Source organism: Heyndrickxia sp. FW510-T9, from assembly GCF_058781025.1.
On the sequence record NZ_JBYSWK010000002.1, the window covers coordinates 44697 to 60598 of the forward strand.

Below are 15902 nucleotides of genomic sequence, written 5' to 3' on the forward strand. Positions count from 1 at the left end.
TAGACCCCTTATGAGATCAGTTCGAATATTCCTGCTGCCCCCATTCCACCACCAATACACATTGTTACTACACCAAATTGTACGCCCCTTCTTTTCATTTCATGAATCAATGAAAGCGTTAATTTTGTTCCAGTACAGCCTAGCGGATGTCCTAAAGCAATTGCACCTCCATTTACATTAACGATTTCTTCATTTAAGCCAAGCTTGCGAATTACTTGAATGGATTGTGATGCAAAAGCTTCATTTAATTCGAATAACCCTATATCCGATAATTCTAGACCTGCAATTTTTAAAGCTTTTGGTATTGCCTCTATTGGACCGATTCCCATAATTTCAGGTGGGACTCCCGCTACAGCAAAGGAGCGAAATTTTGCCATTGGTTGATAACCTAACGATTTTGCTTTCTCCCCATCCATTAACAGTACAGCTGCCGCCCCATCACTTGTTTGCGAGGAATTACCTGCTGTTACACTTCCTGTAACAGAGAAGGATGGGCGAAGCTTTCCTAGAACCTCTACATTTGACTCAGGACGTACTCCCTCATCTTCTGTAAATAAAACCTTTTTTTCTATTAATTTATTATTGGTATCTATTGATCTATGCGTTACATCGACCGGAACTATTTCATCCACGAATTTTCCTTCCGCGATCGCTTTAGCTGCTTTTTGATGACTTCCAACTGCAAAGGAATCTTGGTCTTCACGTGAAACCCCAAACTTGGTTGCTACTTGTTCCGCAGTATGTCCCATCCCCATGTAATATTGGGGGGCGGTCTCAGCTAAAATTGCATTGGGACGGACAGTATGCCCAAACATTGGTACTAGACTCATAGATTCCGCCCCACCTGCTATGATTGTGTCTGAAGAACCAAGCATAATTCTTTCTGCTCCATACGCAATCGATTGCAAGCCTGATGAACAATATCTATTGATGGTTACAGCAGGCACTGTATCCGGAAGGCCAGCTAATGCACCAATATTACGAGCCATATTCAATCCCTGTTCTGCTTCTGGCATTGCACACCCAATTATTAAGTCATCGATATTCCCTTCATAGTTTCCCGCTCTTTTTAATGTTTCTTTTACGACTAGAGCACCTAAATCATCTGGACGAACATGGGCAAGTGTTCCTTTTTTCGCTTTTCCAACCGGTGTTCTTGCACCAGCTACAATGACCGCTTCACGCATTTTCTTCCCTTCTTTCTATATGATTGCAAATCACTTAGTCGTATCCTTAAGAAATCAAATTTAATTTCTTAATGGTTTTCCTTTTGTTAGCATATATTGCATTCTTTGCTGTGTTTTCCCTTCTGCAATTAGACTTAGAAATGCTTCTCTTTCTAGATCCAGCAAGTATTGTTCATCTACCTCTGTTCCGTATGGCACTTTACCCCCAGCAAGCACATAAGCTATTTTCTTCGCAATTTTCATGTCATGCTCGGAAATATAACCGGACAAATGCATTGCTTGTGCACCTAGTAAAAGCGTTGCATATCCTGTTTCTCCTACTACTGGTACTTTCATACGAATAGGTGCATTATAGCCTTGTGCATGAAGTGCTAAAACAGCTTGTTTTGCGTCATATAATTGGTGATCAGCATTGACACTTATTCCGTCCACTTTACTTAAGAAATTATTCAAGCGCGCTTCTTCACCAGATGTTGAAACCTTAGCCATTGCAATGGTTTCAAATACTTTATTAGCTACCTTTTGTAAATCGAACTCAACACCATTAGGCATGTTTTTCAAATGTTTGATGTAAAGCTCTTTATTTCCGCCTCCACCTGGAAGTAAACCAACACCTACTTCTACAAGCCCCATATATGTTTCCATCGTTGCTTGAATATGTGCAGAAGGAAGACAAACTTCTGCTCCGCCGCCGAGGGTCATCTGGAAAGGAGCGGTTACAACTGGCTTTGGACTATATTTAATTTTCATCATCGCATTTTGAAATTGGCGGACGACCATATCTAATTCAAAGAAGTTATCATCTTGAGCTTCCATTAGCATAAGTGCTAAATTGGCGCCAACGCAGAAATTTTTACCTTGATTTCCAATTACAAGTCCTTTGTAATTTTTCTCCACTTCATCAATGGCGAAATTAATCATTTGAACAATATCGAGACCGATTGCATTATTTGGTGAATGGAATTCTAATAGTGCAACTCCATCACCTATGTCAATGAGGCTGGCACCTGTGTTTTTCTTGATCAGCTTACCTTGTTTTTTCAGCTGGCTTAAATCAATTATTTTTGGATTGCGTTCAACCTTTTTGAACTCACCATTATGATAATAATATTGGATGCCATCTTCTTCCTTATAGAAGGAAGTAATACCTTTTCCTAGCATTTCTTTTACCCATGCTGGCACAGTTAATCCGGATTCTTCCATAAGCTGGACGGACTTTTCAACCCCGATTACATCCCATGTTTCAAATGGACCAAACTTCCAGCCAAATCCCCATTTCATTGCATTATCGATGGAAACAATATCGTCCGCAATGACATCCAATAATTCAGCCGAATAGACAAGAACTGGAGCGATTGTTTTCCAAAGTAAGGAGCCTACTCGATCCTTCGCATAGATAAGCGCTTTCATTTTTGCTGCTGTTCCTTTTTGTTGGCTCGCCATTTGCATGGAAGGTGTGGAAAGTTTTTTGCGTTCTTCATATTCAAAGGTTTCTGGATTAAGTTCTAATATTTCTTTGCCTTTTTTTAAATAGAAGCCTTGCCCCGATTTACTTCCTAACCAGCCATTTTCAAACATTTTTTTCATGAACTCAGGAACGGCGAATACTTCTTTTTCTTTTCCCTCCACTTGTTCATATACATTGTTAGCTACATGAATAAAGGTATCTAATCCTACAACATCTAGCGTTCTGAATGTTGCACTCTTCGGACGACCAAGCAGTGGACCCGTAACAGAGTCAACTTCGCCAATGCTGTAACCACCTTTTAGCATCTCTTGAACGGTTACAAGAAGTCCGTATGTTCCAATCCGGTTTCCAATAAAGTTCGGCGTATCCTTCGCAAGCACTACGCCTTTCCCAAGAACATCTTCACCAAATGTTTTCATAAACTCAAGAACATTTTCATCTGTTTGTTTAGTTGGAATGATTTCTAATAATTTTAAGTATCTAGGCGGATTAAAGAAGTGTGTACCTAGGAAATGCTTCTGAAAATCTTTTGTACGACCTTCTGCCATTGCTTCGACAGATATTCCTGATGTATTGGAGCTTACAATGCTTCCAGGTTTGCGATATTTATCAACTTGTTCGAAAACAGTCTTTTTAATATTCAAGTTCTCTACTACTACTTCAATAACCCAGTCTACTTCTGAAAGCTTCACTAAGTCATCTTCTATATTTCCAGGCTGAATTAATGCTAAGCTTGCCTTTGTCGTTAACGGAGCTGGTTTTTGTTTTAATAATTTTTGGACCGCATTATTGGTCAAACGATTTCGAACCACTTTATCTTCTAATGTTAAGCCCTTTGTGATTTCTTCATTCGTTAGTTCTTTCGGTACAATATCCAACAATAAAGTTGGAATCCCAATATTCGCCAAATGCGCAGCAATACCTGATCCCATGACACCGGAACCTAATACAGCAGCTTTTTTAATACTGTAACCCAATGCTATTTCCCCCTTCGACGACTTTTTTTGAATGAATACTCATTCATTTTATTGCCAAAAAAATATCTCACGAATGAGTTTTACTATTTCTAATATATATGAATATTCAAATTTCATCAATATTTTATTTTCAAAAAATTTTGAGGTTTTAAGTTCTAAAGCAGGACTAGCCCATGATAGACAGTTTCCATTTTCTATAAATAAATGATTTTTCTATTTATCTTTTCTCTAATATTTCAATCGGTTATGGGGAATCTAACCTTTAGAATCAATATGGGAGGTGAGGACAAATGGCAAGACTCAAAAAAAATCCATCCAAAGCTGGTGTAAGTGCTGCCAGTGTGAAAGGTAACGCTGGCCCTACGATTGAGAACGACGGTGGGGGCAAAGTGAATAGTCAAAATAACCAATTTAAAAAACGATAAAAAACAAATGCGTAAGCGCCTTGCCCATCGGCGTATGGATGAGTGAAATTTGCAGTTTAATTTCACCTGAGTAGTCATCGACTGAGATAAAGGAAACCGTGCTGAGGTAGTTCACGAGCTATTGAAAATTGAACTACCATTTTCACCGAGTGAAATTTGAAGTACCAATTTCACCTGATGTTGACTTATCGTAGGGAGAAGACGGAGAAATCCACTAGCCGATAGGCGCTATTGAAATTGAAGTACAAATTTCACCTGAAGCTAGGCGCAGACAACTTTTCAAAAGTTATACACATGGTTAAATCGATAAAAAGGAGGGTTTTCTATGGAACAACAACCATTTCAACAACAAAATCAGCAAACAGTCATGAATCAGCCACCAAGCATTATTTCTACAAAGGATTTGTCTTACATTGATGATATGTTAGCTTGGAATTTACTTGCGATGAAAAAAGCACATTTTGCAGCTGAGCACTGTCAAGACCAAGAAATGAAAGCTGCCTGTGAAAAATGTGGGGAGATGCACCAACGCCACTATAGCCAAATTCTTGGGCATCTCGGGCATCATCTTCAACATCAAGATCAGGCTTTTCAGCAAAACCAAGCTAATCAATCATTACAGCAAAATCAACAAGGGCTCTTTTCTTAAACCATTGAATACGAAATTCTAGGTACAATCTTATTTGGGGTAAAATGTAGTAAAAAAATATGCCCTGAAATCATGACTACTTAGAATGAATAACCAGTGATAAAAAACAACAGGTTAACCTCGGCTTTTGGATTTATTGTGAAAACAGCAGCAACAAATGATGTAATTCAGGAGGAGATAGAATGCAAAACCAACAAAAGGCTATAAATCCGCAAACACAGGTTCCGAAAACCCCTCGCATGAATGATCGTGATTTTGCGAATGATTTATTATCGATGGAAAAATATATGACAGCTTCCTATAATAATGCTCTTAATGAAGCTAGCCACCAAGGCCTCTATCAAGACCTATTATCCGTTTTTAATGAAACACAAAATGAACAGCGTGAGATTTATAATCTAATGTATCGCAAAGGCTGGTATAAGCTTGAAGAAGCTGACCAGCAAAAAATGCAGCAATCGTATCAGAAGCATCAGGAATATTCTTCGCAATTCCCGTATGGAAATCAAATGCATTAATTAATTTTTGTTAGAATCTTGTCCTTCATAATTATTGTGAAGGACACTTTCTTCCTTCCTCCACTTCTTTTTGTCCTTCATGAACCTTGTGAAGGACACTTTCTTCCTTCCTTCACTTCTTTTTGTCCTTCATGATCCTGGTGAAGGACACTTCCTTCCTTCCTTCACTTCTTTTTGTCCTTCATGATCCTGGTGAAGGACACTTTCTTCCTTCACTTCTTTTTGTCCTTCATGAACCTTGTGAAGGACACTTCTATCTTTCCTCCACTTCATTTTGTCCTTCATGAACCTTGTGAAGGACACTTCCATCCTTCCTCCACTTCTTTTTGTCCTTCATGAACCTTGTGAAGGACACTATTCTTTTTTTCCAGTCCCGCTATTTTTACTCTTTTCACTTCTTTTACATATTACACCTTTTATTGGTAAAGACTATGTTCGATAGGATGGCTGGATTTTCTCTTATATTTCAGTGACATACAATATTAAATACGGGTGAACAGTTATGGACTTTTTTAAAAAAAGAAGAAAAAAGAAAGAAGAAACGAATAACAATCAACAGCAACAACAAAACGCACAAGATAATCAACCTAAGTCCCAAGATATTAAAGAAGCGAAATATTTTAACGCTCGAACAAATTTACATTTTTCTTTGAATTTTGTTTCCACTTTAACAGATGAGGAAATTTTGCAAAAAGATGTACTGCCATATTTATTAGAAGAATGGTTTGAAAAAATCGATGATATTAATAAAATTATCCCCGTAGCGGATATAGAAATAAGTACCGATATAAATCAAATTGAGCAAAAATTATTTAATGGATATGTATTACTTCGAACAGAGAATGAGAGAGACAGCAAGTTTGCTTTTATTTCTGCACAAAAGGAAGTTACGCGCGCAGTTAGTGCACCTGAAATTGAGTTCAGTGTTATCGGACCAAAAGAAGCTTTTATTGAATCGATTGACCAAAACCTAAACTTAATAAGAAAAAGATTACCCATTAAGGATCTTATTGTCGAGGAATATAAAGTTGGCACACTTTCAAAAACCAAAATAGCCCTGCTTTATATAAATGGAACGGCAAATTCGGAAAATGTTGAGACTATTAGACAGAGATTAAAAGCAGTTGATTTTGATGCGATTAGTGATAGTTCCTTTATCGAACAGCTTTTATCTGATAATCATTCATCACCCTTTCCGACCTTTTTGGATACGGAAAGACCAGATCGGGCTGCTGGAGTATTAAGTCAGGGAAAAGCTGTCATCATAGTAGATGGGTCACCGCATGCCTTAATTGGGCCAACCACCCTTGTCGAATTTTTTGTATCATTCGAAGATTATTATATTAACTGGGGCATTGCTACCTTCTTTAGGCTTTTACGGATCTTTTCCGTACTATTTTCCATTTTGGTCACACCTTTATATGTGGCAGCGTTGACGTATCATTATCATTTAATCCCAACCAACCTAATGGCGACGTTAATTAGTTCACGCCAAGGAGTCCCTTTTCCACCTATCTTAGAAGCACTTGTTCTCGAACTAACGATTGAGCTCTTGCGAGAAGCTGGAGCACGACTGCCTACGAAGATCGGGCAAACAATCGGTATCGTGGGCGGTATCGTTATTGGAACGGCTTCAGTGGATGCAGGATTTACGAGTAATGTTCTTCTTATTTTAGTAGCCTTAGCAGCACTAGCATCCTTTACGACACCTGTTTACAAAATTGGTAACACCATTCGTACCATTCGTTTTCCGTTTTTACTTTTTGCACAGTTATGGGGACTGCTAGGAATTGTATTTTGTTTTTGTATTCTTTTAACACATTTGATTCGTTTAACATCTTTAGGAAGGCCATTTCTTGAGCCATTATATCCTTTGCGCTTTCCTGATTTGAAAGATACAATTGTCCGCTTAGGCTTTAATAAGCAAGTATTTCGCCCGGTTTATTTGCAAACGCAAGACACCGAACGCTTTCCACCAAAAGAAGGAAACCGGAAAAAAGATATTGATGAGTAGCTAATAGGAGTCGGAGGTCATGGTATGCAACCTCAATCCATTCCGGAGAGCAGGAAGTTTTCCCCATATTTTTTATTCTTCACTATTGCTTCCATGCAGATTGGAATTGGGGCTCTTGGTTTCCAAAGAAATATTGTACAAACTGCCGGTTATGATTCATGGCAATCAGTAATTCTTGCTGGAATTGCAACTAATATATTGATGTGGTTCATATATAAGCAATTGGAAGTAGTCGATGGGGATCTTCATGATATTCATCAATTTGTGTTTGGCAAATGGCTAACAAAAATACTGAATCTGTCTTTTATATTTTATTTTTCCATTTTAGTTACAACCATTCTGCGTACTTATATCGAGGTAATTCAAGTATGGATGTTTCCCGATTTAAGTACCTTTTGGTTCGCATTTCTTTATCTTTTACTATGCATTTATATTATTACTGGCGGTATCCGAACGGTTGTAGGGATTGCTTTTTTTTCCTTTGTACTTCCCTTTTATATCATTTATATTTTTGGTTTTGCTATCCCTTTTGCTGACTTTCGACATTTCTTGCCACTCTTTAATCATTCTGTTAAAGATGTATTACAAGCATCCCAAACAATGTCTTTAACATTTACGGGCTATGAAACCGTCATGATTTATTATCCTTATATAAAAGAACCGAAAAAATCCAAAAAGAGTGCACAAATGGCGTTATTATTTACAACCCTTTTCTATTTTTATATTACAATTATTTCCTTTTCCTTTTACGGACTAGAGCAGTTGCAAAAGGATGTTTGGTCCACATTAACAATTTTTAAAATAGTACACCTTCCTGTCTTGGAACGTTTCGAATATATTGGGATTGCTAACTGGTGCTTAGTTATTTTGCCAAATGTTTGTATATCACTTTGGAGTGCGAGTCGCTTGTTAAAAAGAACCATTAATTTGAAACAAAAATATGGTGTCTGGGTATTAAGTGGCATTATCCTTATTTGTTGTCCTATATTTAAGACAAGATTACATTTGGAAATGCTAGAAAACGTCGTTGGCAATATAGGATTTCTCATCAATTTCATATATCTACCGATTCTGTTTCTTTTTGTAGCAATCGTAAGGAAGGTGAAAAAAAATTCATGAAAAAAATCTCTATACTATACCTTATTATGAGTATTTTTTTAAGTGGATGTGTCCAGCAAGAAATCATCGATAAACAAAATATTGAAACAGCAGTTGGCTTTGACTTAACAGACGGAAAAATTGAAGGAACTGTCCTTTATCCAACTTATATGCCGGATAAAAGTGTTACGAATAATATTCTTATTACAAATGCTAAGGTTAGCCGTGATATTTTGGAGAAGCTTGAAAAGAAATCGGATCAACCGCTAGTGACTGGAAGTCTTCAAGTCGTGTTATTCGGAAAGGATATTGCAAAACGTGGATTCTTTCATTTAATCGATTCCTTGCAGAGAGATCCTAACATTGGTTCGCGGATACATCTAGCTGTAGTGGATGGTAGAACTTCTGATCTTTTGATGGGGACGTATGGGAGTACGGGGAATGGGATATATATTAAAGACCTTCTAGATCACAATATGAAGTATCTTGATGTTCCAAGGCAAAACTTACATTTATTTAGTGCCTATCTATTTGAAAAAGGAAGAACTACTTATTTACCTATTATTAAACAGGTAAATAAAAACGAACTAGAAATTAATGGGATAGCCCTATTTAATTCCAAAAGGCTTGTCATGGATATCCCTCCAAGTAAAATGTTCTATTTTAAGCTTTTAGTTGATAGGCATAGTGCAGGAAACCAAACAGTCAAAATGAAAAATCAAGAAGTTGTGGTTAGAAGTATTAATTCTAGTAATACCATTAAAGTAAATAAAAAAAAGAATCCTTACGAAATTATTGTTCATATCAATATTGAAGGCATAATTCGTGAATATACTGGTGAAAAGATTACTAATGAAATAATGGATAAATTTGAAAAGGCATTTAATGAAAAAATAAAAAAAGAAACGAAAGCCTTATTAGTGGATTTTCAAAAACATAAAATTGACCCTGTTGGAGTTGGAGAGCGAGTTGAAAACGTATCAAGGCATTTCGACTGGGATAGATGGTGGAATTCGAATTACAAAAATGTGACCTTTAAAGTGATTCCAAAAGTAACAATTGTAGAAAGTGGTACAGTTGAGTAAATAATACTATCATGAGCTCCTTTCGAGAGTAATATATTGTCTCATGAGCTCTTCTTTTGCTTTTATTGCACAAAACTATGACATGTTTATGCAAATGACCAACAATCTATTTTTTACATTTGCTTTGTTAATGATTATTGTTGATTTCCAGCCGACAATATTATTTATCAAAACTATTATATGAAAACAGCCTGTTAATAAGAAAATTCTTATTAACAGGCTGTTTTTATTAATGATCTTAAATTTTAGTAGAGAACATATATTTTTTGTAATGGTATCGCATAGAAAACACTAAACCGATTGCAAGCATATTCCCCATCAGCGAACTTCCTCCGTAACTAATGAATGGTAAAGGAATCCCAGTGATTGGCAAAAGACCAATCGTCATTCCGATATTTTGGAAAACATGGAAAGTAATCATTGCAATGACACCAGAGCAAATATAAGAATAGAAGTCGTTTTTTGTTTCAAGACTTATTTTTGTAATATGGTAAATCAACATGAAGAATAAACTAACAACAATACTTGCGCCAATAAAACCATATTGTTCGCCGATCACACTGAAAATGAAGTCTGTTTGACTCTCGGGCAAATAGACATCCATTTTGTTAATTCCCTTCCCTACTGTTTCTCCAGATCCGATTGCCAAAAGTGACTTGATCAATTGATAGCCAGAATCACTTTGATAATTATAAGGATCTAACCAGGAATAAATTCTACCGAATTGATAAGGTTTCACATGTAAATATTTGCTTAAAAACTGAGGATCCCATATAACAAAATATAGAAGTATGCCAGCTAGTGTCGAAAATCCTCCGAATATAGGGATCAGCAACTTCCATGTGATTCCAGATGTAAAAATAACCCCGAGTAAAATAGCAAGATAAACTAATACGGTACCGAGATCCGGCTCTAACATAATCAAAGCTGATGGAATAGCTGTAATAATTCCTAACTTCACTAAAAGCCAAAAATCAGTTTTCAATGTTTTCACAATAAATTTTTGATGATGATCTAATATGCATCTTGATAAAGCAAGGATAAAAAACACTTTTGTTATTTCTGAAGGTTGAAATGTTCCTAGAAACGGCACTTTAAACCAATTTCTTGCGCCTTTAATATCTGGAGCGATTGAGGTTGGAGCGATGACTAGCAGGAATAACAATAAAATTCCAAATCCATAGGAATACCAAGATAATTTTTTTAATTGATCAGAATCTAGTCGAATGGCAAACACAATAATTCCTATTCCAACTACATACCAAATAGCTTGTTTTAATACAAAGTTATCGGAATACTGCCCAGATTTTTGTGCACTATAAACAGCCACTAAACTAGCTACGCACATAAGCATTAATGTTAGAACAAGCCCATAATCTATTTTAGAAGTTTTAATTGTTTGAGAAGTTTTAGTTGTTTGAGAAGTCATACGGTTTCGTCTCCTACCATTTCAAAAAACTTTTTGTTCAATTCTTAACAAGTATAGTCATAATAACATTATACAGGGGGATGTCAATGTTACAAAGTCACAAAATGTGGATTGTCATTGCTAAACAAAATGTTTGAATGAAATAGTTAGAACGAATACAATACTAATGAAAACAATGTAAAGCCAAATACTAGGCTTTTAAATAAGGAGGATTTTTCATGGAAGAAATTAAAAATCTAGAAACATTCGAAAAGCTAATAGCTAATGACAAACCAGTCATCATGAAATTTTTCGCTGGTTGGTGTCCAGATTGTACGAGAATGGATATGTTTATTAACGATGTCATAAAGGATTACAACCAGTATGAATGGTATGAAATTAATCGTGATAACTTCCCAGAGCTTGCTGAAAAATATTCCGTCATGGGCATCCCTAGTTTACTCATATTCCAAAATGGAGAAAAGCTAGCACATTTACACAGCGCTAACGCAAAATCACCTGAACAAGTAAGAGAATTTCTTGACGCTCAATAAGAAAAGCGCAAGTGCCGCAGCTCTAGCGTACGAATGAGTGAAATTTGTACTCACAATTTCACCTGACTCCCTCTTATAGTAAGGAGGAGATGGAGAAATCCACTAGCCGATAGGCACTGGAGCTAGATAGAGACTAAAAAAAAAACGACCAGGTAATCTGGTCGTGTTTTTTTTAGCTTTTCGTCTCAAACATGTATTTCCCATACATTTTACGGATGGATAGTACAGCTCCAAACAATAGCATATTGGAAAATAACGAGCTTCCTCCATACGTTAAAAACGGTAAGGAAATTCCTTTCACAGGCATTAAGCCAACCATCATCCCAATATTTTGAAAGATTTGCAGCGATAGTTCTGCAACAATTCCAATACAAAAATAAGTTCCAAAAGGAGTATTCGTTTTGTTACCTATAATAATCAATCGATACATAAGAAGAAAAAACAGACAAATCACTATAGAGGCCATAAGAAAACCGCCTTCTTCAGCAACAGTAGCAAAAATAAAATCGGTATGCTTTTCAGGAATGTAAACATCTCCATGGCCGATGCCTTTTCCGTACAATTCACCGCTTCCTACCGCTAGAATTGCCTTTTTCGTCTGATAACCTTGATTAGGATTTTGATCCGGCTCCAGCCATCCAGTCAAACGCTCTTGTTGATGGGGCTTTAACATTGGAATTAAATCTTTAAATAATATATCGGGGTGTTGAAAATAAATATATATAATACTAGACAATAGAATTAATGGGACAATAATTAATCCTACAACCAATTTTTTATTTAAACCAGCAAGAAAGATGATACTTGCAATACTTGCAAGATACAAGAACACCATTCCAGTGTCAGGCTGTTGATATACAAATAATGATGGTGGGATCGTCACTAAGAAAATTTTACCAATCAACAATAAGTCGGAAAGAATTGTTCTTTGAATATACTTTGAATTATGTTTCATCGCAATATTTGCAGTTACAATTAACAAGGGGAGCTTAAAAAATTCGGATGGTTGTATAGATCCTAGGACTGGAATCTGATACCATCTCTTAGCCCCCAAAATTGGATGTGCAATGGAATCCGGCAAAGGCAATGCAAGGATAACAATCGATGCAAAACCAATAATATATAGTGGCCAACCTAATCTTTGGATTTGATCTGGATCCAAATATGCAATAGCAAATAAGAGGATGAAGCCTATCACATAATTAATACCTTGTTTCAAAGCAAAATTATCATTTCCATATTGTCCGGTTTGTTGGCTACTATGGATAAAAACTATGCTAAAAACAGCAAACAGAAAAATTATAAAAATTATTGTTGGATCCAATCTTTTCAAAAAATCATTTTCAGTCTTCATGTTAAACTCCTACTAAGGCTCTTTTCTTAAACATTGTTGCTTTTGTAAACGAAATCTAAAGATAACAACCATATATTGGTAAAAATCGGCTTTGGGATTTTATACAATCCATTCGAAAACAGTCCCTACTGAATGATGGTCGTACCCGAAATCCAAATACAATAGTAGATATTATTGTGGATTATCTGTTAAAAATTCTTGTAACGCTTGTTTATTTTTTTCTACATCTATTTTTAAAACGGCACCTACATCTACACGTGCATTCTCATAAGAATCTTTAACTGGAATTCTTAATGAGTCAATTTTTTGAGATTTTCCTATAATTAATCCTTTTCCAATCGTTAAAATGGTTGCTGTATCTACATTTGTTTCAATATAAGGGTCTGCAATACCTAGCATCTTCGGTAAGTTCATAATACTGTGAAGTGATGCTGCTTGGTCTTTTAATTTTCCTATTACTTCTTGTTGTCTTTCCACACGTCCGAAGTCACTTAAACGATCATGACGAAAACGCACATACCCTAAAAGTTTTTTGCCATGTAATACTTGTTTGCCCGGATTTAATGTCATCCCAATTCCATACGACATTTTATATGGGATGTTAACCTCTATCCCTTTAGGTGCAATGATATCAACAATCTTTGCAAATCCATCAAAATCAACAACAGCATAGTAATTTAAGTCAATATTAAATTCTTGTTTAATCGTCTTTCTTAGTAATTCTGGTCCACCTAGAGGAAATGCAGCGTTAATTTTTTTCATCCCATGACCCGGTATATTCACATAAGTATCTCTCATAATAGATGTTATCTTCAGTGCATGAGATTTCTGATTATAGTGTGCGATCATTATTGAATCAGAATTCCCACGATCACCACCTCTAGTATCTGTTCCAATTAACAAAACATTTATTTCTCCAAATTGGGGATCTTTACCTTGGAAGGGTTCAAAAGTTTCTCCATCATTTTTAAATTTCCCATCAGAAGCTTCAGCTAATCCTTTATTATATTGATATATCCAATAAACAACCCCTGCAATAATAAAGACGATTATAAATATAAGAAAGTTTCGTATCCACTTACGTATTTTTGGCCGCTTTTTTACTTTTTGTTTCATTTAAACTCCCCTATCTATTTTTTTGGAAAATATGTATTAGTTTACTATTTTTATAATATTTATCAGTTCTTTCTTAATGTTGTTTTTCATCTTTCATTAACAATAGCCCAGCCACAATTTGTACTGCTACTGCATCATCTAAATATCCTATTGGAAAAAGATAATCGGGAATAACATCGACTGGTAATATAAAATAAATTAATGCACTGCCTATTAGGATAAGCTCACGCGGGGAACCTTCTCTACGACGAAATTTGTCATACATATATTTTAATTGATTAATGAATGGCCCGATACTCCCTAATTTCTGAAGTTTCTCTTCAAATCCCTTCAAGATAGTTTCTTTTCCCTCTTCTGTCTGCGAGTATTGTTCATATTGTGTCAATTGATTCTTAATATTAGAGATCGTAAAATTCTTATCATATATATTCGAGGATTCTAGAAAACTTTGGATATTTGCAACGGACAATAGAATATCAGAATGATAGTTGGTTTCCACGTTTTGTTCAATCGGATAGCCGGCCGCAATCAATAATTCTGTTAAAGGAACTCCAAGGCATTCAGCAAATTTTTGTAAATGTGCGGGATTTGCGTTGCGTTTTCCATTAATGATCCGGGAAATTGTAGCTGTATCAATATTAGTAAGCTCACTAAATTTTCGCATGGATAATGATTGGTTCTTCAATAACTCTTTTAATAGCGAACCAAGATTGCTATTGTTTCCATTTTCGGACATCTTTATTTTCCTTTCTATTAACCTCATATAAAATTAAGATACAGACTTATTGACATTTTGTCAACGAACAAATGGAAGAAGTTTTCCTGAAAATTCGATTATAAATGTCGCAAATAAGACCTGATTTGAAAATCAGTCGCATACCTATTTTCTCTGGGCAGTTTAACTTTCTATCATACATGTGAGCTATTCATTACTTTTTCAAAAAAACCCGATATAACTAAGCTAAAGTTATATCGGGCTCATATAATTTATCTTCCTCTAAAGCTATTTTCGTATAAAATGTTGCTTTTCGTAATTTGTTTTAAATCCTAAGTTAGATTAAGTTACGGGGCATCTTTTCTTAAAAAGGAACTCTATTCTTAAACCGAATGAGGAAATTTATTAGATTTTCTTTTACAAAAGCAACAAAGTTAAAGAAAAGAGCCTTTTCTAAAAGAAAGTTGCAAAAGCAATCACGACTATGATAACACCACTTATAAGCGTTCCGAATTGACCTACTGTAAATTTCCCAATTCGAACATCTGCTAATTTACTTCCTAGCTTCACACCTGCCCATACACTGATAATACTGCCGATTGCAGCTGTTAAGGAAATTGCAAACGGCGATAATCCAAGTAATCCTGCACCGAGTCCATTTGTTAGAGCATTTGCAGATAAGGCAACTCCGAGAATGATCGCTTCTATCCATCCGATTTCTCCAGATTGATCCCTATCGGCAACTTCCGGATTTTTTAAAATACCTTTAAGTCCTTTGGATGATTTATCATGTACCTTTATTTCTTCAGCACTTACTGCTTTACGAGGAGCAGCCAATAAAATGATTCTAATCCCAATAATAAATAGTAAGAATGCTCCTATTATGACAGGGAGGACGCCAGGAAGAATTTTTGAAAGCCAAAGCCCAAATGTAATTCCCGCAATACTCATGAGAAAACAGATCAGTCCAATCAACAAGTTTGCACCAATCCTAATACGTATCTTGCGAATCCCGTAAGAAATTCCTACCCCTAAATTGTCTATACTTGATGAAGTGGCAAAAGCCAAAATAATTAACCATGACATTGTTTATACCTCCTTATATTTCTCATTGTATTTTTTTACGTCTCTGTAAGTGCGTGTCTATTTTTTAAACTGTTGAAAAAAAATCAACACTATGGATAATCTCATAACAATTTCTCCGACATATACAGAAAATCGTATGTTTGTTGACGTTTTTTCAATGTTTTATTTCTAAATATGCAAGTTTTTGTTACTACTTTTCATGCAAACAAGCACAGTTATGGACCATCCCAATATAATATTAAAAACAT

Annotated in this window: 15 protein-coding genes; 7 read left to right on the plus strand and 8 right to left on the minus strand. The window is 35.6% G+C overall.

Going from position 1 to position 15902, the window contains the following annotated elements:
• Nucleotides 1-8: 8 nt before the first annotated feature.
• Both AC3WJF_RS01575 and AC3WJF_RS01580 read right to left on the minus strand, forming a co-directional pair.
• Nucleotides 9-1187, minus strand: coding sequence for an acetyl-CoA C-acetyltransferase (locus AC3WJF_RS01575; protein WP_492449342.1), 1179 nt, complete (start codon nt 1185-1187; stop codon nt 9-11).
• 60 nt (nt 1188-1247) lie between these two features.
• Complete coding sequence (locus AC3WJF_RS01580; protein WP_492449343.1) at nt 1248-3632, minus strand: 3-hydroxyacyl-CoA dehydrogenase/enoyl-CoA hydratase family protein; 2385 nt, start codon at nt 3630-3632, stop codon at nt 1248-1250.
• 290 nt (nt 3633-3922) lie between these two features.
• Between AC3WJF_RS01580 and AC3WJF_RS01585 the strand changes: the two genes are divergently transcribed.
• The 3 genes from AC3WJF_RS01585 (at nt 3923) to AC3WJF_RS01595 (ending at nt 5224) form a co-directional block, all read left to right on the plus strand.
• The gene (locus AC3WJF_RS01585; RefSeq protein WP_492449344.1) at nt 3923-4057 is read left to right on the plus strand and encodes a YuzL family protein; all 135 of its coding nucleotides are present in this window, start codon (nt 3923-3925) and stop codon (nt 4055-4057) included.
• Between the two features lie 325 nt (nt 4058-4382).
• The gene (locus AC3WJF_RS01590; protein ID WP_492449345.1) at nt 4383-4706 is read left to right on the plus strand and encodes a hypothetical protein; all 324 of its coding nucleotides are present in this window, start codon (nt 4383-4385) and stop codon (nt 4704-4706) included.
• A 182-nt stretch (nt 4707-4888) separates the two neighbouring features.
• Nucleotides 4889-5224, plus strand: a complete 336-nt coding sequence (locus AC3WJF_RS01595) for a spore coat protein (RefSeq protein WP_492449346.1) — start codon at nt 4889-4891, stop codon at nt 5222-5224.
• A 129-nt stretch (nt 5225-5353) separates the two neighbouring features.
• On the opposite strand, the gene AC3WJF_RS01600 is transcribed toward AC3WJF_RS01595, so the two are convergent.
• A complete protein-coding gene (locus tag AC3WJF_RS01600; protein WP_492449347.1) occupies nt 5354-5497 on the minus strand; it encodes a hypothetical protein in 144 nt (47 codons plus the stop codon).
• A gap of 229 nt (nt 5498-5726) precedes the next feature.
• Between AC3WJF_RS01600 and AC3WJF_RS01605 the strand changes: the two genes are divergently transcribed.
• From AC3WJF_RS01605 to AC3WJF_RS01615, 3 genes are read left to right on the plus strand one after another with little or no spacing between them, the layout of a single operon-like run.
• Nucleotides 5727-7238: a spore germination protein gene (locus tag AC3WJF_RS01605; protein WP_492449348.1), complete on the plus strand. Its 1512-nt coding sequence runs from the start codon at nt 5727-5729 to the stop codon at nt 7236-7238.
• 24 nt (nt 7239-7262) lie between these two features.
• Nucleotides 7263-8357 carry a GerAB/ArcD/ProY family transporter gene (locus tag AC3WJF_RS01610; protein WP_492449349.1) on the plus strand — a complete coding sequence of 365 codons (1095 nt, stop codon included), beginning with the start codon at nt 7263-7265 and terminating at the stop codon, nt 8355-8357.
• A complete protein-coding gene (locus AC3WJF_RS01615; RefSeq protein ID WP_492449350.1) occupies nt 8354-9421 on the plus strand; it encodes a Ger(x)C family spore germination protein in 1068 nt (355 codons plus the stop codon). Before AC3WJF_RS01610 ends, AC3WJF_RS01615 begins: the two co-directional genes overlap by 4 nt.
• Nucleotides 9422-9659: 238 nt before the next feature.
• Here AC3WJF_RS01615 and AC3WJF_RS01620 read toward each other — a convergent pair whose 3' ends face one another.
• The gene (locus tag AC3WJF_RS01620) at nt 9660-10850 is read right to left on the minus strand and encodes an FtsW/RodA/SpoVE family cell cycle protein (protein ID WP_492449351.1); all 1191 of its coding nucleotides are present in this window, start codon (nt 10848-10850) and stop codon (nt 9660-9662) included.
• 218 nt (nt 10851-11068) lie between these two features.
• Between AC3WJF_RS01620 and AC3WJF_RS01625 the strand changes: the two genes are divergently transcribed.
• Entirely contained in the window at nt 11069-11383 is a 315-nt protein-coding gene (locus tag AC3WJF_RS01625; RefSeq protein ID WP_492449352.1) for a thioredoxin family protein, read from the plus strand.
• A gap of 172 nt (nt 11384-11555) precedes the next feature.
• Here the strand turns inward: AC3WJF_RS01625 and AC3WJF_RS01630 are convergent, their stop codons facing one another.
• From AC3WJF_RS01630 to ytaF, 4 genes are all read right to left on the minus strand, one after another.
• Nucleotides 11556-12737: an FtsW/RodA/SpoVE family cell cycle protein gene (locus tag AC3WJF_RS01630; protein WP_492449353.1), complete on the minus strand. Its 1182-nt coding sequence runs from the start codon at nt 12735-12737 to the stop codon at nt 11556-11558.
• Nucleotides 12738-12908: 171 nt separating this feature from the next.
• On the minus strand, nt 12909-13853 hold the full coding sequence (locus AC3WJF_RS01635; RefSeq protein WP_492449354.1) for an LCP family protein: 945 nt from the start codon (nt 13851-13853) through the stop codon (nt 12909-12911).
• Between the two features lie 73 nt (nt 13854-13926).
• Entirely contained in the window at nt 13927-14589 is a 663-nt protein-coding gene (locus AC3WJF_RS01640; RefSeq protein ID WP_492449355.1) for a helix-turn-helix domain-containing protein, read from the minus strand.
• A 432-nt stretch (nt 14590-15021) separates the two neighbouring features.
• Nucleotides 15022-15654, minus strand: a complete 633-nt coding sequence (gene ytaF, locus AC3WJF_RS01645) for a sporulation membrane protein YtaF (protein ID WP_492449356.1) — start codon at nt 15652-15654, stop codon at nt 15022-15024.
• Nucleotides 15655-15902: the final 248 nt, after the last annotated feature.